We start from the raw sequence: 22,678 nt of genomic DNA, 5'->3' as shown, positions 1-22,678 counted from the left end.
ATCATGGGTTCGGCACGCGAGCAACAGGTGCGCCTGACCAATGCCGACAAGGTGCTCTACCCCGCCACCGGGACCACCAAGCGGGACATCTTCGACTACTACACCGGTATCGCCGAAGTCATGGTGCCGCACATCGCGGGTCGGGCCGCGACGCGCAAACGCTGGCCCAACGGTGTCGACGAGCCCTCGTTCTTCGAAAAGCAGCTGGCGTCGTCGGCGCCGGCCTGGCTACCGCGCGCCAGCGTCACGCACCGGTCGGGTACCACGACCTACCCGATCATCAACAGCGCCGACGGGCTGGCGTGGATCGCGCAGCAGGCCGCGCTCGAGGTGCATGTGCCGCAGTGGCGCTTCGTCGCCGAGTGGACCCGCAAGGGCGCCGAAGAACTCAAGCCCGGCCCGGCCACCCGCCTGGTGTTCGACCTGGACCCCGGCGAGGGTGTGACGATGGCGCAGCTCTGCGAGGTTGCCCACGCCGTCCGAGAACTGATCACCGATATCGGACTGACCCTCTTTCCGTTGACCAGCGGTAGCAAGGGTCTGCACCTCTACGCCCCGCTGGAGGAACCGGTCAGTAGCGCCGGCGCCACGATCTTGGCCAAACGTGTTGCGCTGCAACTGGAGAAGTCCATGCCCAAGCTGGTCACCGCGACGATGACCAAGAGCTTGCGCGCCGGCAAGGTCTTTTTGGACTGGAGCCAGAACAACGGCGCAAAGACCACCATTGCGCCGTACTCGCTGCGCGGCCGAGAACATCCGACGGTAGCGGCGCCCCGGACGTGGGAAGAGATCGAGGACCCCGAGCTGCGCCACCTGCTTTACGACGAGGTGCTGGCCCGCGTGCAACGCGACGGCGATCTACTTGCCCCGTTGGACGCCGACGCCCCGGTGGCGGACCGGCTGACGAAATACCGCAGTATGCGCGATCCGTCCAAGACTCCGGAACCGGTGCCGAGTTCGAAACCCGTTACCGGGCAAGGCAACACCTTTGTCATCCAAGAGCACCACGCCCGTCGCCTGCACTACGACTTCCGGTTGGAGCGGGACGGGGTGCTGGTGTCGTGGGCGGTGCCGAAAAATCTGCCCGAGACCACCGCGGTGAACCACCTGGCGGTGCACACCGAAGACCATCCGCTGGAATACGGGGGGTTCGAGGGCATCATCCCCAAGGGCGAATACGGCGCCGGCAAGGTCGTCATCTGGGACTCAGGAACCTACGACGCCGAGAAGTTCCTCGATGACGAGGTCATCGTCAACCTGCACGGCAACCGGATCTCCGGACGCTACGCGCTGATCCAGACCAACGGCAACCAGTGGCTGGCGCACCGGATGAAGGACCAGAAGGCTTTCGACTTCGACGGTCTCGCACCGATGTTCGCCACGCATGGTTCGGTCGCCGGGCTGACGAAGGGTCAATGGGCGTTCGAGGGAAAATGGGACGGCTACCGCCTACTGGTCGACGCCGAATACGGCCAGATGCGTTTGCGTTCGCGCAGCGGCCGGGACATCACCGCGGAGTTTCCCCAATTGGCCGCGGTTGCGGCCGATCTCGCCGAACATCATGTGGTGCTCGACGGCGAGGTCGTCGCGCTCGACGACGCGGGCGTACCCAGCTTCAACCGGATGCAGAACCGGGTCCGCGCCACCCGCATCGAGTTCTGGGCGTTCGACCTGCTCTACCTCGACGGCCGCTCACTGCTGCGGGCCAAATACGCCGATCGGCGCAAGCTGTTGGAAACCCTGGCCAGCGCAAGCGAACTCATCGTTCCTCCGTTGCTCTCCGGCGGCGACGGAGCCGAGGCGCTGGAGTATTCGGCCAGGCAGGGCTGGGAGGGCGTGGTCGCCAAGAAGCGTGACTCCAGTTACCAGCCGGGCCGCCGCTCCGCGTCGTGGATCAAGGACAAGCATTGGAACACCCAGGAAGTCGTGATCGGCGGCTGGCGGGCGGGCGAAGGTGGGCGCAGCAGCGGCATCGGAGCACTGTTGATGGGCATACCGGGACCCGACGGACTGCAGTTCGTCGGACGAGTCGGAACCGGCTTCACCGACCGCGAGCAAGCCAAGCTGAAGGAAACCTTCGCGCCTCTGCACACCGACGAATCACCGTTCGCCGTCAAGCTTCCCGCTCGCGAAGCCAAGGGCGTTACGTTCCTGGAGCCGAAGTTGGTGGGCGAGGTGCGCTACAGCGAGTGGACCCCGGAAAACCGGCTGCGCCAACCGAGTTGGCGAGGGTTGCGGCCCGACAAGAAACCGAGTGAGGTGGTACGGGAATGAAGTGGGTCACCTTCCGGGACCGGGACGACGAGCGCGTCGGCGTGCTGTCCGGCGACGACGTCTACGCCGTGGAACCGGGTCGTACGATGCTCGAGTTGATCTCGGCGGGGCCGGACGCGCTGCGTGCGGCCGGCGAAGCGGCGCTGCAATCACCGTCGTCGGTGATTCGGCTGGTTGACGTAACCCTGGCCGCCCCGATCCCGCGGCCGCCGTCGATCCGCGACACCCTGTGCTTCCTGGACCACATGCGCAACTGTCAGGAGGCCACCGGCGGCGGCCGGGTGTTGACGGACACCTGGTATCGGATCCCGGCGTTCTACTTCGCCTGCCCGGCAACCGTTTTGGGACCCTACGACGATGCCCCGATGGCGCCCGGAAGCGTCTGGCAGGACTTCGAATTGGAGATTGCGGCGGTGATCGGCTCCGCCGGAAAAGACCTGACGGTGGAGCAGGCCGAGCAGGCCGTCGTGGGGTACATGATCTTCAACGACTGGTCCGCGCGTGACCTGCAGATGCTGGAGGGCCAGTTGCGGATCGGTCAGGCCAAAGGCAAAGACAGTGGGGTCACCCTGGGACCGTGCCTGGTGACCGCCGACGAGCTGGCACCCTTTTGCCGCGACGGCAAACTCAGCCTGCAGGTCACCGCACTGGTCAACGACACCGTCGTCGGCTCGGGATCCACCGGCACGATGGACTGGAGCTTTCCCGAGGTGATCTCCTACATCTCTCGCGGCGTGACGCTGCGCCCCGGCGACGTGATCGGTTCGGGCACCGTACCCACCTGCACGCTCGTCGAGCATCTGGGTAGGCCGTCGTTTCCGGGCTGGTTGCGCGACGGGGACGTGGTGACGCTGCGGGTCGAGGGACTGGGGGAGACGCGCCAGACCGTGCGGGCGTCACCGGCCCCGTATCCGCTTGCGCCGCGGCCTAATCCGTCTTCGACCGGGCTCGCGCAGCGGCTGAATCCGGCTGTGGCGAAGGTGCCCTACACCCGCGGGCTGCACGAGGTCGCCGACCGGGTGTGGGCATGGACGCTGCCCGACGGCGGATACGGTTGGAGCAACGCGGGTTTGGTGACCGGCGACGGGGCGTCGCTGTTGGTGGACACGCTGTTCGACCTGCCGCTGACCCGTGAGATGTTTGACGCGATGCGCCCCATCACTGACCGGGCGCCCATCACCGACGCGTTGATCACCCATTCCAACGGCGACCACACGCACGGTAATCAGTTGCTGGACAGTCGAGTTCGGATCATCACCGCCGCCGGCACCGCCGAGGAGATCGCGCACGAACCCAACGCGGACCGATTGATCGGGATCCAGACCGCCGACCTGGGTCCGGTCGCGACGAAGTACGCGCGAGACCGGTTCGGCCACTTCGACTTCAGCGGCATCACCATACGCAACGCCGACGAGACCTTCGACCGCGAACTGACCATCGACGTCGGCGGCCGCCGCGTGGACCTGCTGAACCTGGGACCCGCCCACACCGGTGCCGACTCGGTGGTGCACGTGCCCGACGCCGGGGTGCTGTTCGGCGGGGACCTGCTGTTCATCGGCTGCACACCGATCGTGTGGGCGGGTCCGATCGCCAACTGGATCGCGGCCTGCGACGCGATGATCGCGCTGGACCCTGCTGTGGTGGTGCCAGGCCACGGGCCGGTCACCGACACCGACGGAATCCGGGCCGTCCGTGGCTATTTCGTGCACCTCATCGAGCAGGCCGACGCGGCTCATGCCAAGGGCTTGTCGTTGGCGGAGGCGGTCGATGCCGTCGACCTCGGCGAGTACGCGTCCTGGCTGGACTCCGAACGCGTCGTCGTCAACATCTTCCGGCGCTACTGCGAACTCGATCCCGACACACCGCAGCCGGAATTGATGGGGTTGTTCGCGATGCAGGCCGAGTGGTTGGCCAAGCGGGAGGGCTAGGGCCGCCAGGGATACCCCCGTCAGCCGGATGTCCTACGGTTTCGATATGGCACCCGAACCCGCAGTCACACTGGAAACCCTCGAAGACGGCATCGCCTGCCTCACCCTGAACCGACCCAAACTGTTGAACGCCATCGACGGGTCTCTCATCAGAGCCACCGACGAAGCGCTGGATGTGCTGAGCCGGGGTGAACATCGGACAGTGATTCTGACCGGGGCCGGACGAGGCTTCTGCGCGGGCGCCGATCTGAGCGGCACCGGCGAAGCCTGGACCGACGTCAACCCGTCGACCCCCGGCTTCAAAGTCACCTACGACGCGCAGGTGCGGCTGGCCGATCTGTTCGTCCGGCTCTACGAGCTGCCGATCCCGGTGATCGCAGCGATCAACGGTGTCGCGGTCGGCGGCGGCCTGGCATTCGCGCTGCATTCCGACATCCGCATCGCTTCCGAGACAGCACGATTCGGCTCGGCATTCATCAAGGCCGGCTTCTCCTCGATGGACATGGGCACCAGCTACCTGCTGCCGAAGATCGTCGGCGCCGGAGTGGCACGCGAACTGATGTTGACCGGGCGGATGATCGACGCCGAGGAGGCCCACCGGATCAAGCTGGTGCACCAGGTGGTGCCAGCCGAGGACCTGATGACTGCCGCGCTGGACAAAGCCCGAGAGATCGCGCAGAACAACGCATTCGGGGTCTGGCAGACCAAGATCGGCCTCAACGCCGCCCTGGATGCGCCCAGCCTGCGGCATGCCATCGAGATCGAGAACCGCACCCAGATCCTGACCGGCTTCACCAACAATCCCGCCGAGGCGGCGCGGGCGCATCGCGAGAAACGTGCACCGAAATGGGATACGTTGTGACGGTCAGGCTTTGGCGATCACCTGATCGGCGTACTTCTCCAGCAGATGAATCTTCTTCGCCAGCGGGTCCTTATCCGGGCCGACGATGTAGGGCCAGCGGAAACCCACGATCACGTCGGTGACGCCGTTGTCCTCGAGACGCTTGATCCCGTCGACGGTGTAGGCGTCGGTGGAGATGACGTGAATCTCGAACGGGCCGGTCTTGCCCTCTTCGTCGCGAAACTGCTTGACCCGGGCGATGAGTCGATCAAGTTCCTCCGGGGAGCTGCCACCACCGTGCATCCAGCCGTCGAGCCGCGCGGCCCGTCGCAGCGCAGCGTCGGCGTGCCCGCCGACCAGGATCGGGATCGGCTCAGTGGGCGCCGGACTCATCTTCGTCTTGGGGATGTCGTAGAACTCGCCGTGGAATTCGAAGTACTCGCCGGTGGTCAGACCCTTGACGATCTCGATGCATTCGTCCATTCGCTTGCCGCGCTTGGCGAACGGGATGCCCATCAGCTCGTAGTCCTCCGGCCACGGGCTGGTCCCCACGCCGAGTCCCAGCCGGTTGCCGTTGAGCGCCGCCAGCGAACCGGCCTGCTTGGCGGTGAGCGCCGGGTGCCGGACGGGTAGCTTCAGGACGAAGAAGTTGAGCCGCAACGTCGTCGTCACCGCGCTCAAAGCCGCTGTCAGAACGAATGTTTCGACGATCTCTTTGCCGTCGAGGAACTCCCGGCTGCCGTCGGGGGTGTAGGGATATTTCGAGTCCGACTCGAAGGGGTAGGCGAGGCTGTCGGCGATCGTCATGCTGTGGTAGCCGGCCCGCTCGGCTGCCTGAGCCAGCGGAATGTAGAACTGCGGGTCGGTCAACGACTCCGCGTAACTGAAGCGCACGGCATCCTCCTGTTACGCCGAGCGTGTAGCCACCGCGAAAAATCGGCTGTTTTTTCGCACTGGCTACACGCTGGGCGAAGCTGAATGTCAGAGCTGGTTTTCGGGTCCGATGATCGCCCAGACCGTCTTGCCCGCCGCCGTCGGGGTGCTGCTCCAGGCGCGCGACAACGCGTCGACGATGGCCAGCCCGGACACGTCGATGCCCTTGGGCGGCGACGCCAGACGCACTGCGGGCGCGTTGCTGGTGTCGGAAACCGCGATGGTCGCGGTCTGGCCGTCGCACTCGATCCTCATCACCGGTTCGCTTCCGGTGTGCTCCAGCACGTTTTCGATGAACACGTTGACCACCACCAGCGCGACGGGGATGAGTCCCGGCTTCGACCAGGTGGTCAGCCATTCGCGGACCAGCTGACGTGATTCCCGCAGGCTGGTCAGGTTGGCCGGCAGCTTGGCCTGGGCGTGCTTCAGCTTGCGGCGCCCGAGCCGCTCGACGGCCTTGATGGCCGCTTTCTCGGTCGGGTACACCGGCATGAATCGGGCGACGCCGCTGCGCGCGATCGCCTCGCGAGCCGCGCGGTTGGCGGTGACCAGCACGATCGGGACGTCCGGACGCGCGTCCATGTGCCAGCGTGCGCTGACGAAAGCCGACCAGGCGGCCTCGTCGGGGACCTGCAGCCCGCTGACGTCGACCACGACCGCGGCGGGGACGTCATGCGTGGCCTTGGTGATGTTGTCGCGCAGCTCGGCGGAGTTTTTGGCGTCGAGCACTCCCTCAGCGGACAGCAGGACTATCGATTGCTCGGTTCGGGATTCCAGCCCCAACGCATTGGAGGACTTGGCCACCGCACTCATACGAACCATCCCGGATTGCGGGACGTCTCGAGAAGGCACGCCGGTTGCATCGTGTCGTCCGATTCCATGTCCCGCTCCTCGAACCCTGCCCGGTTGTCAGCTGCTGCCGCCCTCGATGGCGGAGACGTCTATCTTCGGGCAAATCTCCCGATTTGTGAAAGTGGCGGCTTGGCGGCGGATGTCAGTGCTCCCGCGCGCACTGGATTAGGCACCGGATAGCTGTGCCACCCGGTCGTGTGATGCAACCCCACCACTGCCACGCTGAAGTCGTCGTTCCTGCTGTCGTGCCCGTCTTTGCGCACGATCTCAGTGGAACTACCCACCCCAGCGCGCGGTCAATCCCGAACGGGGCATACCCAAGCTAGACGTGTTTGAAGCAGCCGACGTCAGGCGCCGCTTCGAGCGTAGGGAGGCGCACCCACGCCGGCGACCGAATGAGTGCCCCACGGCGTTTGTTCGACGATGCGCGCGGGCGCGGTGCGATCGCCGACGCACAGCGTGACCGTCCGCGCCCGCTTCATCGAGTCGTCGGGCAGGTCGTCCAGGACGGTGCCTTGCCAGTGGTAGTTGCCGTCAAGCGGGTCGAGGTGACCGGTCAATCGGACGTGCACCGGGTAACGGGTGCCCGAAATCTCCAGCGTCGCATCGCCGTCGTAGGTGTCTTCGTAATCGGGCGCGCTGGACGACAGGTCGAACGTCTCGAACGCCCCCGTCACCGAGGGCGGCGTGGTGGGTGCGAGTTGAGCGCGCTCGTTGAAAACCTGCTGGCTGGAGCGGCGTACCTCGATACGACGGCTGCCGGTGCGCGCCATCACCGTGAGGCACTCGGCGATGTAGCGTGCCTGCGTCTCGGTGTCGGGGCCGGTGAGGAAGAAGTAGTTCGGAAATCCGTGCACGGCCATCCCGAGGAACGGTTCCATGCCGTCGTGCCAGGCCTGCTGGATGGTCTGTCCGCCGGTGCCGACCAACGGCTGACTGTCGATCGAGAACCCGGTGCCATAGATGATCGCGTCGACGGGGTGTTCGACGCCGTCGCCGGTCCGGATGGCCGCCGTCGTGATCTCCTCGATCGGCGACGTCACCACCATCGGGCCCGGTTGCGGGCGGCGGCGCCGCCAGCGCTGCGTCCACGGTGTGATGTTGGTGACAATGCGGCGCGGCGCATGTCCGAATACGGTTACCGATCCGGCTGATTCCAACAGCCGGCCCAGACGGTGGCCGGCCGAGGAGTCGGTGCCCACGACTGCTATGCGCTTGCCGGTGGGGCGGAAGTGCGGATCCCACGCCGCGGCGTGGAACGACTCCCCGGCGAAGTCGCTGCGACCGTCGATATCCGGTACCCAGGGGACGTAGCGGGTCGGGCTCGACTCGACGACCACACCCGCCCGCAGGGTTTCGTCAGCCGTGGTCTGCAGCACCCAGGTGTCGGTCTCGTCGTCGAACACCGAACGGACTACCTCGCCGTCAAACGTCGCGACGTCGGTGATTCCGGCCTGCCGCAGTTCGGCCGCCGCGCCGACTGCTCCCGCGCCGACGATCAGCGTCACAGAAACCTGCTGCGCTTCCAACCGCGGCGCGCCACCGGCCCCATCAGACCCACTTCGGTCAAAAAGGCTGCCAGCGGGGCGAATCCGGCGATCTGCACCTCGCGGCGGTGTGCGCTGTGCCGGGCGAGTTGTCGGGCCCGCTTGGCATCCAGGCCGGTGCGCGCGTACGGCACGGGATTGCTGAACAGGTAATTGAAGAAGTACCCGCCCAGCCCGTTGATGTTGGCCATGAACCATCGGTTCACGCGCGGCATCTCGGTCACCCGCTTGCGCGCGCCGTCGCGCGCGAACTGAATGTGCCGGGCCTCTTCGGTGACGTGAATCCGCATGAGGCGCTGGATGATCGGCTGCAGTTCGGGGTCGTCCATCATCTGGCGTTGCAGCGAGTCGAAGATCTCCTCACCGATCAGCGCGGCCACCCACAGCATCGACCCGCGCTGGAACGCAAGTGGCAGCAGATTGATGACGTAACGGTGAAAACGTTTCGGCCGCACCGGTTTTGCGCCGATGCGCTCGATGGCTTTTCCGAACATCACCATGTGGCGGGTTTCGTCGCCCAGTTCGGTCAGCTTGTAGTGGGTGGACCTGCTCGTCGGGTCCTCGTGCAGGATGGTCCGCAGCAATGACTGATTGAGCATGTTCTCGAACCAGATCCCGGCCGAGAGCGTGTTCACCAATTCCTGCCGGGACAGCTCGATCTGCTGGGCACGGGTCATCTGGTCCCACATCGGGGTGCCGTACAACGAGACCAGCCTCGGGGGCAGGAAGAACTTGTCCGGATCCAACGGGGCGTCCCAGTCGATGTCGACGACGGGTTCGTAGGACTTCTTGACCGAGCCCTTGAGCAGGCGCTCGGAGAACTCTTCCCGACTGGGTCCACTTGGTCGTACCGCAGTGGTCATCGCTGTGTCCCTTCATGTGCCTTGCCAGGGCCTGGGTTTCGACGTTAGGAAGATCACACTCGATAGTCAATACCCAGGGTACTGGGTACCGGCGGTCTCGGCTAGACGGCGCGCGGTCTCGATGAGGTTCTCGATTAGGTTGAGGCCCTATGAGCCGGCACATTCACGTCATCGGCATCGGTGCTGGTGACCCGGACTATGTGACCGTGCAGGCGATCGACGCACTCAACGACACCGACGTGTTCTTCGCGATGGACAAAGGCGAGGCCAAGAGCGACCTCGTCGAGCTGCGCCGGAAGATCTGCGCGCGGTTCATCCGCAAGCCCGGATACCGATTCGTCCAGTTGCCCGACCCGCGGCGCGCCTCGGGCACCGACTACCGGCAGGCCGTCTCGGACTGGCACGCGTCCCGCGCCCGTCTCTGGGCGACGGCCATCGAAACGGAACTGGAACCTGACGGCGTCGGAGCCTTTCTGGCCTGGGGCGACCCGTCGCTCTACGACAGCACGCTGCGCATCCTGGACCGGGTCGCGGACGAGGTCGAGATCAGCTACGACGTCATCCCGGGCATCACCGCAGTTCAGGCACTGACCGCGCGTCACCGCATCCCGCTCAATGACGTGGGCGAACCGGTACTGGTCACCACCGGACGGAAGTTAAATGCGCACGGTCTCGCCGGCTCGACCGTCGTGATGCTCGATGCCGACTGCTCTTTTCAGGCATGCGCGCCGTCCACGCGGATCTGGTGGGGCGCCTACCTCGGGACCGCCGACGAGTTGTTGGTGGCCGGGACGGTCGGGGAGGTCGGAGCGCGCATCGTCGAAATGCGTGCGCAGGCCCGTGCTCAGCACGGCTGGATCATGGACACGTATCTGCTGCGCTCGTCCGGCGAATGCGAAGGCTGACGGCGCTCAATGGGCCTATTCGTCGGCATATGCGCCCCAATTTGGGACGTGTCCGTTTCATAGCTTGGGATTTGCGCAACCGGGATTCCGAGAACGCGCGCTCCCGGCACCGTACGTCGGGTTACCATTCATTTGGCGTGCTATACACGTGCTGAATGCGAGCTCGCAGTCGGGAGAGGTCGTCGAATGTCGTTTGTGTTTGCTACGCCGGATTGGGTCGCTGCCGCGGCCACGGATCTGGCCAGCATCGGTTCGTCGATCAACGCTGCCAGTTCGGCTGCGGCCGCCCCCACGGAAGCGGTGCTGGCTGCGGGAGCCGACGACATTTCGGCCGCGATCGCCGCGCTGTTCAGTTCACACGCCCAGGCATATCAGGTTCTCAGTCAACAGGCCGCACTATTCCACCAGCAGTTCGTCGAATTGATGAGCGGTGGTGCGACCCAGTACGCCACCGCGGAAGCGCTCAACGCGACAATGCAGGAAGCCGCGTCGGGTATCAGTGCGCCACTTCAAGCGCTGGCCGGGGGGGCACCCGCCGGCGGGTCCGCCGCTCCGGTTGCGGGCAACAGTGACGAGCAGGTCCTGCTGACCACCAACGGCGGAACCTACGTCCAGATCGGTACCGGCGCCAACGCCGCTGCGGCCGGTGCAGGGGTGCACGGCGCGGCGAGTCCGAACGGGGCCGCAGGGACCGGTGGCGTCAGCTCGAATCCGGGCGGATTCCTCCCCGGTGCCGGGACAGGGGTCAGCGCACCGACTGCGCCACCTCCCGTGACTGCGCTCCCCGTCGCTGCCGCGGTGGACGGCCCCGTTGCCGGAGTGGACGGAAATGCCGCCGGTCTCGGCGGAGTCGGTCCCGTGGTCTTCGGTCCGGGTCAGACCGGGGTAGCAGGCGGCACTGCGCTCGCCGGCGCGCAAACCGGTGCGAGCGCTGCGCCGGCCGCGAGCAGTCACAGTGAGCAGGTCGACAACGACGGTCACACCGGGCTGCGCGGCAACAGTGGGTGGTTGTACGGCGACCATGCGCTCGGTTCGAACACCGCGCTGTTCGGCGACGGTGGAGCCGGGGGAAGCGCGGCGTTGGGCGCGAATGGCCAGGTCCCCTTCGCTACCGGTGAGGGAAGCTTCTTCGCCGGGAATGCAGATCTCGGAAACTCGGCCGGCGTTGTCGACGGAACTCGTCAACAGGCCTGACACCCCCTAGCCACAACCGGCAGACTGGACGGGTGCCCGAACTCCCCGAGATCGAAGCGCTGGTCGACCATCTGCGCCGGCACGCCGTCGGCTTGCCGGTAGGCCGCGTCGACGTCGCCGCGTTGTCGGTGCTCAAGACCTTCGACCCGCCGATCAATGCGCTGCACGGCCAGACCGTTGTCGGCGCTTCCCGGTGGGGCAAGTACCTGGGCCTGCAAGCCGGCGACTTGTGGCTGATCACTCACTTGTCCCGGGCGGGATGGTTGCGGTGGTCGGACAAGCTGGCCGCGGCGCCGCTGCGCCCGGGCAAGGGTCCTATCGCGTTGCGTGTGCACCTCGGCACTCCGGGCGAAGCACCGGGGTTCGACCTGACCGAAGCCGGCACCCAGAAACGTCTGGCCGTGTGGCTGGTCGGCGATCCCGAGCAGGTGCCGCAGATCGCCGCCCTGGGGCCGGACGCGCTCGAACTGGGGCCCGAGGATCTGGCCCGGGTGTTGGCCGGCAATACCGGCCGGATCAAGACCGTCATCACCGACCAGAAGATCATCGCGGGTATCGGCAACGCCTATAGCGACGAAATACTGCACGTCGCGCGCATCTCGCCGTTCGCCACGGCGGCGAAACTGAGCGACGAACAAGTCGTCGTGCTGCACGACGCGATGATCTCCGTGCTGACCGACGCGGTGAGCCGATCCGTCGGCCAGGGCGCAGCAACCCTCAAGGGTGAGAAGCGCTCCGGCCTGCGGGTACATGCCCGCACCGGTCTGCCCTGTCCGGTCTGCGGTGACACGGTGCGCGAAGTGTCGTTCGCGGACAAATCGTTTCAGTACTGCGCGACCTGCCAGACCGGCGGCAAAGTACTGGCCGATCGGCGCATGTCAAGGCTGCTCAAGTAGTCTGCCCCGGTGACTCGCCAGAAAATCTTGATTACCGGGGCCAGTTCCGGTCTGGGCGCCGGGATGGCCCGGGCTTTCGCCGCCAAAGGCCGTGATCTGGCGCTGTGCGCCCGCCGCACCGACCGGCTGGAAGAACTCAAAGCCGAACTGTTGCAACAGCATCCGTCGATCAAGATCGCGGTGGCGGCGCTGGACGTCAACGACCATGATCAGATCCCGAAGGTGTTCGCCGAACTCGGCGACGAGCTGGGCGGCATCGACCGGGTGATCGTCAACGCCGGTGTCGGCAAGGGCGCGAAGCTGGGGTCGGGCAAGGTGTGGGCGAACAAGGCGACGCTGGAGACCAATCTGGTTGCGGCGCTGGTGCAGATCGAGACCGCGCTGGAAATGTTCATCGGCTCCGGCTCGGGACACCTGGTGCTGATCTCCTCGGTGCTCGGCAACAGAGGCGTACCGGGTGTCAAGGCTGCTTACTGTGCGAGCAAGGCGGGTCTGACCTCGCTGGGCGAGTCGCTGCGCGCGGAGTACCACAAGGGGCCGATCAAAGTCACTGTGATCGAGCCGGGTTACATCGAGTCGGAGATGACGGCCAAATCCAACAGCACAATGCTGATGGTGGACAACGAAACCGGCGTCCGGGCACTCGTCGACGCGATCGAACGCGAACCCGGCCGCGCCGCGGTGCCGCGGTGGCCGTGGGCGCCGCTGGTGCAGCTGATGCGGGTGTTGCCGCCGCCGATGACCAAGCGGTTCGCCTGAGTCCCGCGAGCAGACGCAAAAGCCCCTCATTTCGGTACGAAATGGGTGCTTTTGCGTCTGCTCGCGCAAGTTAAGACGCGCGGCCTCGTTCGCTTCGGTAGCGGCGCACCAGCGCGTCGGTCGAGCTGTCCGACTGCTTCTCCGGTGCATCGTTGCTGGTGATCACCGGCAGCAGGGCCTTGGCCTGCGTCTTGCCCAGTTCCACACCCCACTGGTCGAACGAGTCGATACCCCACACCACGCCCTCGGTGAACACCTGGTGCTCGTAGAGCGCGATCAGCTGGCCGAGTACCGAAGGCGTCAGGCGGTTTGCCAGGATCGACGTCGACGGACGGTTGCCGGGCATTACCTTGTGCGGCACCACGTCGTCCGGCGTTCCTTCCTCGGCGATCTCCTCGGCGGTCTTGCCGAACGCCAGCACTTGCGTCTGAGCGAAGAAGTTGCTCATCAAGAGGTCGTGCATGCTGCCGTCGCCCTCGGCGGTCGGCAGGTCGTCGAGGGGTTGGCTGAACCCGATGAAATCGGCCGGGACCAGCCGGGTGCCCTGGTGTAGCAGTTGGTAGAAGGCGTGCTGGCCGTTGGTTCCCGGCTCGCCCCAATAGATTTCGCCGGTATCCGTGGTGACGGGGGAACCGTCGGCGCGGGTCGACTTACCGTTGGACTCCATGGTCAGCTGCTGCAGGTAGGCCGCGAACCGGGCCAGATCGTTGGAATAGGGCAGTACCGCGCGGGATTGGGCCCCGAAGAAGTTGGAGTACCACAGGCCGATCAGGCCGAGCAGCGCAGGCGCATTGGACTGCAGGGGGGCGGTCCGGAAGTGTTCGTCGACGATGTGGAACCCGGACAGGAAGTCCGCGAACGCTTCTCGGCCGATCACCGCCATGACCGAAAGTCCGATCGCCGAGTCCACCGAATAGCGTCCGCCGACCCAGTCCCAGAACCCAAACATGTTGTCGGTGTTGATCCCGAAGTCGTCGACCAGCTTCTTGTTGGTGGACACGGCGACGAAATGCTTTGCCACGGCGTCGTCGCCGAGCGCCTCGGTGAGCCAGCGGCGCGCCGCGGTTGCGTTGGTCAGGGTCTCCAATGTCGAAAACGTCTTGGAGGCGACAATGAAAAGTGTTGTGGCAGGGTCTAAGTCAGCCAATGTTGCGACCAGGTCGGCCGGATCTACGTTGGAGACGAAGCGTGCCGCGATGCCCCCGTCGGCGTAGTGACGCAGCGCCTGACAGGCCATCACCGGTCCCAGGTCCGAGCCCCCGATGCCGATGTTGACCACGGTCCTGATCCGCTCGCCGGTGGCGCCTTTCCAGTCGCCGCTACGCAGCTTGTCGGTGAAATCGCCCATGGCGTCGAGCACCTCGTAGACGTCCCTCACGACGTTCTGGTCCTCGACGATCAGGTCGGCATCGCGGGGCAGCCGCAGCGCGGTGTGCAGCACGGCCCGGTCCTCGGAGGTATTGATACGGGAGCCGGCGAACATCGCGTCGCGGCGCTCTTCCAGCTTCGCCGTCCGCGCCAGGTCGACCAGCAGCTGCACCGTCTCGCGGGTGATGCGATGTTTGCTGTAGTCGATGTAGAGGTCGCCGACGGTGAGGGTGAGTTCGCGGCCCCGGTCCGGATCGTCGTCGAAGAGTTGCCGTAGGTGGGTTTCTCCGATCTGATCATGGTGCTTGAGCAGGGCGTCCCAGGCCGGGGTGGCGGTGATGTCTGATGGCTCGGAGGTCATAGTTCGACCCTAATGCGGCATCGGGGACGAGTCAGGGTGGATGCGGACTGCCGAGCACTTGTTGCAGATCGGGCAACATCGCCTGCAGTTGTTGACCCCAGTACGACCAGGTGTGCGTGCCGTTGGCGGGAAAATTGAACACCCCGTTGTGGCCACCCTTGAGTTGGTAGCGCGCCTGGAACACCTTGTTGCTGATGCGGGTAGCGCTTTCCAGCAGACTGGCATCCAGCTTGGTGCCCAGATCGCGATCGTCGCCGTTGCCGGTATAGATCCAGATCCGGGTGTTGTTGGCGACGAGTTTGGCGGCATTGACCGTGGGGTCGTGGTCGGCCCAGGCTGGGTCGCCCGGCGGGCCCCACATGGCCTCGGAGCGGAAGCCTCCGGCGCCCAACTGCACGGCGCTGAGCAGGGCAGGCCAGTTCCCGGCGGACAGGTTGAGGAAGCCCGACATTGAAGCCGCATAGACGAAATGTTGCGGATGGTCGGCGGCCAGGATCAGCGCCGCCGAGCCGCTCATCGACGCACCCACCACCGCGTTGCCCGTCTGACTGACGCCCTTGTTCGTCGCCAACCAAACCGGCAACTCCTGGGTCAGAAAGGTTTCCCACTTGTAGGTCTGCGTTCCGTTGCCGCCCACGGCCGGGCGATACCAGTCGGAATAGAAGCTCGCCGTTCCGCCGGTCGGCATCACCACCGACAGGCCGGACTGGGTGAACCATTCGAACACCGGCAGATGAATATCCCAGCCGTTGAAGTCGTCACGGGCCCGCATCCCGTCGAGCAAATAGACCGCGTGCGTGCCGCCGCCCTGATATTCCACCTTGATCTGGCGGTTCATCGACGCCGACGGGACCATCAGGTATTCGATCGGCTGGCCCTGCCTCGACCACGCGGACGAGGTCGCCGAACTGCAGCCCAAGGCAAGCAGGGTCACGACCGACAGCAAAATCAGCCGGCGCACGGGCGAAAACCCAATCGTTATTGCCGTGACCATTTCCGGCGAAATTTACTCCGGCAAACGCGCGATTCACCGAATGTAACGGCGGGAGTAACCGTTTAGTGGCCGAGTCGTCCCCGGCCCAGACGCAAAAGCAACATCGCCAGATCTTTCCCGTCGGGACCCAGCTCGCTGTAGCGTTCGATGACTTTCATTTCGCGGTTGTGCACCAGCCGGGTGCCTCCGGACGCCATTCGGGCCCGCCCGATCGCTTGGGACACTTCGGCGCGCCGCTTCACGGCCGCGAGGATCTCGGCGTCGAGCCGGTCGATCTCTTCGCGCAATTGGTCGATATCGAGCTGCTGGGTATCGAGGGTCTCGGTGTTCATTTCTGCTATCTCCGCATTTTCGTGAGGTGGGGGTTCTGGTCTCATCCGGTTTGGGCCTCACACAAGAGACGAGCCCCGAATCCGGAAGCGGACCACGGGGCTCTGCGATAGCAGCTAGACCACGGGCACCGCTGGGGGGTACCCATAGAAAAATCGGGGCTGCACGTTGAGCACGACCCGAGTGTTCCACCAAGGGCCACGCGCGCGCAAAAATATGCACGAAAAATGCCTGGTCTGTCGAATGAGTCAAGCCCGAACGGACATACGCGGCCTGATTCTGCGAGGTGTCGGCGGGCGGCGGTAAGTTTGGACCGACATGAGTGTGCACGCAACTGAGGCAAGATCCGAAGCCGAACAACTCCTCGACGGACTCAATCCGCAACAGCGCCAGGCTGTCGTCCACCAGGGCTCGCCGCTGCTGATCGTCGCGGGCGCCGGTTCGGGCAAGACTGCGGTGCTGACCCGGCGCATCGCCTATCTGATCGCCGAGCGTGGCGTCGGGGTGGGTCAGATCCTGGCCATCACCTTCACCAACAAGGCCGCCGCGGAAATGCGCGAACGTGTGGTCAATCTGGTCGGCAACCGGGCGCGATACATGTGGGTGTCGACCTTTCACTCGTCGTGCGTACGCATCCTGCGCAACCAGGCTTCGCTGATCAAAGGTCTCAACTCCAACTTCTCCATCTACGACGCCGACGACTCCCGTCGGCTGCTGCAGATGATCGGCCGCGACATGGGCCTGGACATCAAGCGCTACTCGCCCCGGTTACTCGCCAACGCCATCTCCAACCTGAAGAACGAACTGATCGACCCGGAGCAGGCGGTGTCCGATCTGACCGACGAGTCCGACGACCTGGCGCGCACCGTCGCCTCGGTCTTTGGGGAATACCAACGCCGGTTGCGGGCGGCCAACGCACTGGATTTCGACGACCTGATCGGCGAGACCGTCAACGTGCTCCAGACCTTTCCCGAGATCGCGCAGTACTACCGGCGACGGTTCCGGCACGTCCTGGTCGACGAGTACCAGGACACCAACCACGCGCAGTACGTGTTGGTGCGGGAATTGGTGGGCCGCGACACCCAGGACGGTGTCGCGCCTGGTGAACTGTGCGTGGTCGGCGACGCCGACCAGTCGATCTATGCGTTCCGCGGTGCCACCATCCGCAACATCGAGGACTTCGAACGCGACTACCCGGACGCGATAACCATTCTGCTGGAACAGAATTACCGCTCCACGCAGAACATCCTGTCGGCGGCCAACTCGGTGATCGCGTGCAACTCGGGACGCCGCGAGAAACGGTTGTGGACCGACGCCGGCGAGGGCGAACTGATCGTCGGCTACGTCGCCGACAACGAGCACGACGAGGCCAGGTTCGTCGCCGACGAGATCGACGCGCTCGCCGACCGCGGTGAGATCACCTACAACGACGTCGCGGTCTTCTACCGCACCAACAACTCGTCACGGTCGCTGGAAGAGGTCTTCATCCGCGCCGGGATTCCGTACAAAGTCGTTGGGGGAGTGCGCTTTTACGAACGCAAGGAGATCCGCGACATCGTCGCCTATCTGCGGGTGCTGGACAACCCGGGTGACGCGGTCAGCATGCGGCGCATTCTCAACACGCCCAGGCGTGGCATCGGCGACCGCGCCGAGGCATGTGTGGCGGTGTACGCCGAGAACACCGGCAGCAGTTTCGCCGACGCGTTGCAGGCCGCGGCGCAGGGCAAGGTCCCGATGCTCAACACCCGCGCCGAGAAGTGCATCGCCGGCTTCGTCGAACTCCTCGACGAGTTGCGGGGGCATCTGGACGACGACCTCGGCGATCTCGTCGAAGCGGTCCTGGACCGCACCGGCTACCGCCGCGAGCTGGAGTCGTCAAGCGACCCGCAGGAATTGGCCAGACTGGACAACCTCAACGAACTCGTCAGCGTCGCACACGAATTCAGCATCGATCAGGCGAACGCGGCGGCGCTGGCAGCCGAGACCGACCCCGACGACGAGGACGTGCCCGACACCGGTGCCCTGGCAGCGTTCCTCGAGCGCGTGTCCTTGGTGGCCGACACCGACGAGATCCCTGAGCACGGCTCCGGTGTGGTCACGTTGATGACGCTGCACACCGCCAAGGGGCTGGAGTTCCCGGTGGTGTTCGTGACCGGCTGGGAGGACGGCATGTTCCCGCACATGCGGGCGCTGGACGACCCGAGAGAGCTTTCCGAGGAACGGCGGCTGGCCTACGTCGGCATCACCCGCGCCCGGCAGCGGTTGTATGTGAGCAGGGCCATCGTCCGCTCGTCGTGGGGACAGCCGATGCTGAACCCGGAATCCCGCTTCCTGCGCGAGATTCCACAGCAGCTCCTCGACTGGCGGCGCACCGCGCCCAAGGCTTCGTTCAGCGCGCCGGTCAGCGGCGCGGGCCGGTTCGGGACCCCCCGGAGCGCCCCGACCCGATCCGGTGCGAGTAAGCGGCCGCTGATCGTGCTCGAACCCGGCGATCGGGTGACCCACGACAAGTATGGGCTGGGCCGCGTGGAAGAGGTCTCCGGTGCGGGTGAGTCGGCGATGTCGCTGATCGACTTCGGCAGTGCCGGGCGGGTGAAGCTGATGCACAACCACGCTCCGATCAGCAAGCTGTAGCCCTGCTACTCCACCCAGCGTCTGGTCTGGGGCAGTATCGCCAGCACCCCGCCCGCGACCGGCAACAGCGGCAGCAGATGCACCAGTCCGGCCACCTTTGCTCCCGCGATGAACACGCCGAGATAGGTCAGCAGCGCGACCACCGCCCCGGCCACCACGAGATAACGGCCCACCGGACGGCGTAGCAGCAGCATGATCACCCCGGACACGGTGGTGATCGCGAAGACCAGGGCCAGGAAGCCGACCGCGACGCAGAACAACCGGTCGGACCGCCACCAGCCGGCGATCAGTTCGGTAGCGACGACAGACGTGGCCCAGCCGCTGACGATGCTGACGGCGCTGGCTGCCACGGCCGTCCGGGGTGACGGCTCAGCGGCCAGTGCCCGGGGAAGGGCCGGAAACACGTTGGCACGCGCCGCATCTGAGGATGGTGCGCGCCGGATTATCTGCGTGGTCTGCGCCGAAGCCGGTATCGACGGAAGCGGGCCGGTCGGTGCGCGCCGGATGATCCGCGTTCGTGGTTCGTCGGAAGACTCGGGGGTCTCGGGCGTAGCCGGATCGGTCGGCTCGGTCACCGGTCAGCCGGCGTAGTTGCCGACGGACAATCCGCGCTTGGCCAGCCACGGCACCGGGTCGATCCGCTCCGAGCCGCCGAGGAGGACCTCGAAGTGCAGATGGGGGCCGGTGGAGAAGCCCCGGTTTCCCATCGTCGCGATCTGGTCGCCGGCCATCACTCGCTCCCCGACGCTGACCAGCGTGGTGTTGACGTGGCCGTAGAGCGTGACGGTGCCGTCGGCGTGCTGCAGCTTGACCCACATGCCGTAGCCGGCGGTCGGCCCGGCGTCGATGACCACGCCGTCGGACACCGCGTAGATCGGGGTGCCGATCGAATTGGCGAGGTCGATGCCGGCGTGCAGCACGCCCCAGCGGTAGCCGAAGTTCGACGTGAAGATCCCCTTGGTCGGCATGACGTACAGCGGCTGCTGCAACCGCGCCTCGCGCTGCGCGCGCTCCTGCGCGAAGGCCACGCCGCGGGCGAATTCTTCGTTGTGGACCGTGACGTTGCCCGGTTGGGCGGCGATGACCTGCGCTCCTCGCGGCGCGTTGGCGCCGGGGGACCCGCCGGACATCGTCGACGCGTTGGCGGTCAGCACCGTCTCGATCTTGGGTGTGTCGGACTGGTTGAGCGCGGTGTGTGTCGCAGCGGCGGCCGCGCCGGCGGCCATTGCGCCGATCAGCAGACGCCCCTTGGCGGCGGTGGTCGGCTGCTTGCGGTGGCTTCCCCCTCGGCGGGGCACCGGGATGACATCGGTGACCTCAACGGCCTTGGGTTCGACGACTACCCGGGTGAGCACCTCGGTGGCCGGCGCGGCCAGCCACAGCGGAGTCAGATCGTCGGTGTCGTTCAGGTCGTCGAGTTCGGGGGCCTGCAGCAGCTGCTCATCGATGTCGAACTCGGAATCCCCGAAGTCGAGGTCGTCGAGATCGGCGAGTTCCATGTCGTCGAGTTCATCAAAGCCATCTAACGGGATGATCTCGGTGACTTCGTTGCGGTGATGATGCAGCCACCGGTCCCGGGGTGCTCGGACTGCTACTGCGCTGGCAGAGCGGGCGATTCGGTGCTGGGACAAAGCTGGAATGTCCTCGGTTCGTAACCATAACGTTATCTGGACCCTGAGACGGTATCCGCAAACGGGGGAGGGTGGCAACCTCGGTATGGAAACTGACCGATTTTGTGACTTGTATCACGGTTTGAGCCAGATCGAGGTTCGGTGACCTGCGCCACAGCGGTGGATGCGGCGGCAAAGTGCAATTCGGGTGCCGATACAGTTCCTCGGGGCGAGGTACCGAAACGGGACGCCGCCCCACTGGACTAGTAACTAAGCCGAGCAAAGGCAGTGACGCCCATGGATCTGTTCGAGTATCAAGCCAAGGAATTGTTCCTCAAGCACGGAGTGCCCGGTACGCAGGGCCGCGTGACCGACACCGCCGAAGGTGCGCGTGCCATCGCCGAGGAAGTCGGCAAGCCCGTCATGGTCAAGGCCCAGGTCAAGACCGGGGGACGCGGCAAGGCCGGCGGCGTGAAGTACGCAGCCACCCCGGAGGAGGCCTACGAGCACGCCAAGAACATCCTGGGCCTGGACATCAAGGGCCACATCGTTAAGAAACTGCTGGTCGCCGAGGCCAGCGACATCGCCGAGGAGTACTACCTGTCCTTCCTGCTGGACCGGGCGAACCGCAGCTACCTGGCGATGTGCTCGGTCGAGGGTGGCATGGAGATCGAAGAGGTCGCCGCGACCAAACCCGACCGGCTCGCCAAGGTTGCGGTGGACGCGGTCAAGGGCGTCGATCGGGACTTCGCGCGCTCCATCGCCGAGCAGGGTCACCTGCCCGCCGAGGTGCTCGACGCCGCCGCCGTCACGATCGAGAAGTTGTGGGGGGTGTTCGTCGGCGAGGATGCGACCTTGGTCGAGGTCAACCCGCTGGTGCGCACGCCGGACGACAAGATCCTGGCGCTGGACGGCAAGGTGACGCTGGACGCCAACGCCGACTTCCGTCAGCCCGGCCACGCCGAATTCGAGGACCGCGCAGCCACCGACCCGCTGGAACTCAAGGCCAAGGAACACGACCTCAACTACGTCAAGCTCAGCGGTGAGGTCGGGATCATCGGCAACGGCGCCGGTCTGGTGATGTCGACCCTGGACGTCGTCGCCTACGCCGGGGAGAAGCACGGCGGCGTCAAGCCCGCCAACTTCCTGGACATCGGCGGCGGCGCGTCGGCCGAGGTGATGGCGGCCGGACTGGACGTGATCCTGGGCGACCCGGAAGTCAAGAGCGTGTTCGTCAACGTCTTCGGCGGCATCACCGCGTGCGACGCGGTCGCCACCGGGATCGTCAAGGCGCTGGAAATCCTCGGTGACGAGGCCAACAAGCCGCTGGTGGTGCGGTTGGACGGCAACAACGTGGAAGAAGGCCGCCGCATCCTGGCCGAAGCCAACCATCCGCTGGTCATCCAGGCCGAGACGATGGACGCCGGTGCCGATAAAGCCGCCCAGCTCGCGAACGCCTGACAAAGAGAGATAACCCAATGGCTATTTTCCTGACCTCCGAAAACAAGGTCATCGTCCAGGGCATCACCGGGGCCGAGGCCACCACGCACACCGCACGGATGCTCAAGGCCGGCACCCAGATCGTGGGCGGCGTCAACGCCCGCAAGGCCGGCACCACGGTGTCGCACAAGGACGCCGACGACAAGGACATCGAGCTGCCGGTGTTCGGCACCGTCGTCGAGGCGATCGAGAAGACCGGCGCGGACGTCTCGATCATCTTCGTGCCGCCGAAGTTCGCCAAGGACGCGATGATCGAGGCCATCGATGCCGAGATCCCGCTGCTGGTGGTCATCACCGAGGGAATCCCGGTGCAGGACAGCGCGTATGCGTGGGCCTACAACGTCGAAAAGGGCAAGAAGACCCGCATCATCGGACCGAACTGCCCCGGCATCATCAGCCCCGGACAGTCGCTGGTCGGCATCACCCCCGCCAACATCACCGGGCCGGGCCCGGTCGGGTTGGTGTCGAAGTCGGGCACCCTGACCTACCAGATGATGTATGAGCTGCGCGATTTCGGGTTCACCACCTCGATCGGCATCGGCGGCGACCCGGTGATCGGCACCACGCACATCGACGCCATCGAGGCGTTCGAGAAGGACCCCGACACCAAGTTGATCGTGATGATCGGCGAGATCGGTGGTGACGCCGAGGAGCGGGCGGCCGACTTCATCAAGGCCAACGTGACCAAGCCGGTCGTCGGCTATGTCGCGGGATTCACCGCGCCCGAGGGCAAGACCATGGGCCACGCAGGCGCGATCGTGTCCGGCTCATCGGGCACGGCGGCGGCCAAGAAGGAAGCGCTGGAGGCGGCCGGGGTGAAGGTCGGCAAGACGCCGTCGGAGACGGCGGCGCTGGCGCGAGAAATTCTGCAGTCGCTCTAACGCTTCCC

The 22,678-nt window shown here is 65.6% G+C and carries 19 protein-coding genes and 1 pseudogene; 11 read left to right on the top strand and 9 right to left on the bottom strand.

Going from position 1 to position 22,678, the window contains the following annotated elements:
• The first annotated feature begins 3 nt into the window (after positions 1-3).
• Genes AC5Y47_RS17560 through AC5Y47_RS17550 form a run of 3 tightly spaced genes read left to right on the top strand, consistent with a single transcriptional unit; the run spans position 4 to position 5,064 of the window.
• Positions 4-2,274, top strand: coding sequence for an ATP-dependent DNA ligase (locus AC5Y47_RS17560; protein ID WP_499945439.1), 2,271 nt, complete (start codon positions 4-6; stop codon positions 2,272-2,274).
• Positions 2,271-4,202 (top strand): fumarylacetoacetate hydrolase family protein, encoded by a 1,932-nt coding sequence (locus AC5Y47_RS17555; RefSeq protein WP_499945437.1) that lies wholly within the window; start codon positions 2,271-2,273, stop codon positions 4,200-4,202. The genes AC5Y47_RS17560 and AC5Y47_RS17555 overlap by 4 nt, the downstream gene beginning before the upstream one ends.
• A 46-nt stretch (positions 4,203-4,248) precedes the next feature.
• Positions 4,249-5,064, top strand: a complete 816-nt coding sequence (locus tag AC5Y47_RS17550; protein WP_499945436.1) for an enoyl-CoA hydratase/isomerase family protein — start codon at positions 4,249-4,251, stop codon at positions 5,062-5,064.
• Between the two features lie 3 nt (positions 5,065-5,067).
• Here AC5Y47_RS17550 and AC5Y47_RS17545 read toward each other — a convergent pair whose 3' ends face one another.
• The 4 genes from AC5Y47_RS17545 to AC5Y47_RS17530 form a co-directional block, all read right to left on the bottom strand.
• Positions 5,068-5,937 (bottom strand): TIGR03619 family F420-dependent LLM class oxidoreductase, encoded by an 870-nt coding sequence (locus AC5Y47_RS17545; protein ID WP_499945435.1) that lies wholly within the window; start codon positions 5,935-5,937, stop codon positions 5,068-5,070.
• A gap of 87 nt (positions 5,938-6,024) precedes the next feature.
• Positions 6,025-6,798 carry an STAS domain-containing protein gene (locus AC5Y47_RS17540; RefSeq protein ID WP_499945561.1) on the bottom strand — a complete coding sequence of 258 codons (774 nt, stop codon included), beginning with the start codon at positions 6,796-6,798 and terminating at the stop codon, positions 6,025-6,027.
• A 377-nt stretch (positions 6,799-7,175) separates the two neighbouring features.
• Positions 7,176-8,120 carry a DUF4873 domain-containing protein gene (locus AC5Y47_RS17535; RefSeq protein WP_499945559.1) on the bottom strand — a complete coding sequence of 315 codons (945 nt, stop codon included), beginning with the start codon at positions 8,118-8,120 and terminating at the stop codon, positions 7,176-7,178.
• 212 nt (positions 8,121-8,332) lie between these two features.
• Complete coding sequence (locus AC5Y47_RS17530; RefSeq protein ID WP_499945433.1) at positions 8,333-9,238, bottom strand: AurF N-oxygenase family protein; 906 nt, start codon at positions 9,236-9,238, stop codon at positions 8,333-8,335.
• A 149-nt stretch (positions 9,239-9,387) separates the two neighbouring features.
• On the opposite strand from AC5Y47_RS17530, the gene cobF reads away from it, so the two are divergent.
• The 5 genes and pseudogenes from cobF to AC5Y47_RS17505 all read left to right on the top strand — a co-directional run bounded on the left by cobF (position 9,388) and on the right by AC5Y47_RS17505 (position 12,992).
• A complete protein-coding gene (cobF, locus tag AC5Y47_RS17525; RefSeq protein WP_499945432.1) occupies positions 9,388-10,143 on the top strand; it encodes a precorrin-6A synthase (deacetylating) in 756 nt (251 codons plus the stop codon).
• 186 nt (positions 10,144-10,329) lie between these two features.
• Positions 10,330-11,337, top strand: a complete 1,008-nt coding sequence (locus AC5Y47_RS17520; protein WP_499945430.1) for a PE family protein — start codon at positions 10,330-10,332, stop codon at positions 11,335-11,337.
• Positions 11,338-11,369: 32 nt separating this feature from the next.
• A pseudogene (locus AC5Y47_RS17515) lies at positions 11,370-11,612 on the top strand (DNA-formamidopyrimidine glycosylase family protein); the annotation flags it as partial.
• Between the two features lie 153 nt (positions 11,613-11,765).
• Positions 11,766-12,233 carry a zinc finger domain-containing protein gene (locus AC5Y47_RS17510; protein ID WP_499945557.1) on the top strand — a complete coding sequence of 156 codons (468 nt, stop codon included), beginning with the start codon at positions 11,766-11,768 and terminating at the stop codon, positions 12,231-12,233.
• 9 nt (positions 12,234-12,242) lie between these two features.
• A complete protein-coding gene (locus AC5Y47_RS17505) occupies positions 12,243-12,992 on the top strand; it encodes an SDR family oxidoreductase (protein WP_499945428.1) in 750 nt (249 codons plus the stop codon).
• A 70-nt stretch (positions 12,993-13,062) separates the two neighbouring features.
• On the opposite strand, the gene pgi is transcribed toward AC5Y47_RS17505, so the two are convergent.
• From pgi to AC5Y47_RS17490, 3 genes are all read right to left on the bottom strand, one after another.
• A complete protein-coding gene (gene pgi / locus AC5Y47_RS17500; protein ID WP_499945427.1) occupies positions 13,063-14,721 on the bottom strand; it encodes a glucose-6-phosphate isomerase in 1,659 nt (552 codons plus the stop codon).
• A gap of 31 nt (positions 14,722-14,752) precedes the next feature.
• Positions 14,753-15,715 (bottom strand): esterase family protein, encoded by a 963-nt coding sequence (locus AC5Y47_RS17495; protein ID WP_499945426.1) that lies wholly within the window; start codon positions 15,713-15,715, stop codon positions 14,753-14,755.
• A gap of 62 nt (positions 15,716-15,777) precedes the next feature.
• On the bottom strand, positions 15,778-16,092 hold the full coding sequence (locus AC5Y47_RS17490) for a chorismate mutase (protein ID WP_499945425.1): 315 nt from the start codon (positions 16,090-16,092) through the stop codon (positions 15,778-15,780).
• A gap of 271 nt (positions 16,093-16,363) precedes the next feature.
• Between AC5Y47_RS17490 and pcrA the strand changes: the two genes are divergently transcribed.
• A complete protein-coding gene (gene pcrA, locus AC5Y47_RS17485; protein ID WP_499945424.1) occupies positions 16,364-18,679 on the top strand; it encodes a DNA helicase PcrA in 2,316 nt (771 codons plus the stop codon).
• A 5-nt stretch (positions 18,680-18,684) separates the two neighbouring features.
• Here the strand turns inward: pcrA and AC5Y47_RS17480 are convergent, their stop codons facing one another.
• Together AC5Y47_RS17480 and AC5Y47_RS17475 are read right to left on the bottom strand one after the other, a co-directional pair.
• Positions 18,685-19,254, bottom strand: coding sequence for a hypothetical protein (locus tag AC5Y47_RS17480; RefSeq protein WP_499945423.1), 570 nt, complete (start codon positions 19,252-19,254; stop codon positions 18,685-18,687).
• Between the two features lie 3 nt (positions 19,255-19,257).
• Positions 19,258-20,295, bottom strand: coding sequence for a M23 family metallopeptidase (locus AC5Y47_RS17475; RefSeq protein WP_499945556.1), 1,038 nt, complete (start codon positions 20,293-20,295; stop codon positions 19,258-19,260).
• A gap of 291 nt (positions 20,296-20,586) precedes the next feature.
• Here AC5Y47_RS17475 and sucC point away from each other — a divergent pair, with 291 nt between their 5' ends.
• The gene (gene sucC / locus AC5Y47_RS17470; RefSeq protein WP_499945422.1) at positions 20,587-21,750 is read left to right on the top strand and encodes an ADP-forming succinate--CoA ligase subunit beta; all 1,164 of its coding nucleotides are present in this window, start codon (positions 20,587-20,589) and stop codon (positions 21,748-21,750) included.
• Positions 21,751-21,767: 17 nt separating this feature from the next.
• On the top strand, positions 21,768-22,670 hold the full coding sequence (gene sucD / locus AC5Y47_RS17465) for a succinate--CoA ligase subunit alpha (protein WP_499945421.1): 903 nt from the start codon (positions 21,768-21,770) through the stop codon (positions 22,668-22,670).
• Positions 22,671-22,678: the final 8 nt, after the last annotated feature.

It is taken from the genome of Mycobacterium sp. NGS22 (assembly GCF_059813095.1).
This window is presented reverse-complemented; position numbering and strand designations above follow the sequence as displayed.

Excerpts from the sequence above, each read along its gene's own strand:
- AC5Y47_RS17560 (WP_499945439.1), top strand. The coding sequence starts at position 4 with ATGGGTTCGGCACGCGAGCAACAGGTGCGCCTGACCAATGCCGACAAG.
- AC5Y47_RS17555 (WP_499945437.1), top strand. The coding sequence starts at position 2,271 with ATGAAGTGGGTCACCTTCCGGGACCGGGACGACGAGCGCGTCGGCGTG.
- AC5Y47_RS17550 (WP_499945436.1), top strand. The coding sequence starts at position 4,249 with ATGGCACCCGAACCCGCAGTCACACTGGAAACCCTCGAAGACGGCATC.
- AC5Y47_RS17540 (WP_499945561.1), bottom strand. The coding sequence starts at position 6,798 with ATGGTTCGTATGAGTGCGGTGGCCAAGTCCTCCAATGCGTTGGGGCTG.
- AC5Y47_RS17530 (WP_499945433.1), bottom strand. The coding sequence starts at position 9,238 with ATGACCACTGCGGTACGACCAAGTGGACCCAGTCGGGAAGAGTTCTCC.
- cobF (WP_499945432.1), top strand. The coding sequence starts at position 9,388 with ATGAGCCGGCACATTCACGTCATCGGCATCGGTGCTGGTGACCCGGAC.
- AC5Y47_RS17520 (WP_499945430.1), top strand. The coding sequence starts at position 10,330 with ATGTCGTTTGTGTTTGCTACGCCGGATTGGGTCGCTGCCGCGGCCACG.
- pgi (WP_499945427.1), bottom strand. The coding sequence starts at position 14,721 with ATGACCTCCGAGCCATCAGACATCACCGCCACCCCGGCCTGGGACGCC.
- AC5Y47_RS17495 (WP_499945426.1), bottom strand. The coding sequence starts at position 15,715 with ATGGTCACGGCAATAACGATTGGGTTTTCGCCCGTGCGCCGGCTGATT.
- AC5Y47_RS17490 (WP_499945425.1), bottom strand. The coding sequence starts at position 16,092 with ATGAGACCAGAACCCCCACCTCACGAAAATGCGGAGATAGCAGAAATG.
- pcrA (WP_499945424.1), top strand. The coding sequence starts at position 16,364 with ATGAGTGTGCACGCAACTGAGGCAAGATCCGAAGCCGAACAACTCCTC.
- sucC (WP_499945422.1), top strand. The coding sequence starts at position 20,587 with ATGGATCTGTTCGAGTATCAAGCCAAGGAATTGTTCCTCAAGCACGGA.
- sucD (WP_499945421.1), top strand. The coding sequence starts at position 21,768 with ATGGCTATTTTCCTGACCTCCGAAAACAAGGTCATCGTCCAGGGCATC.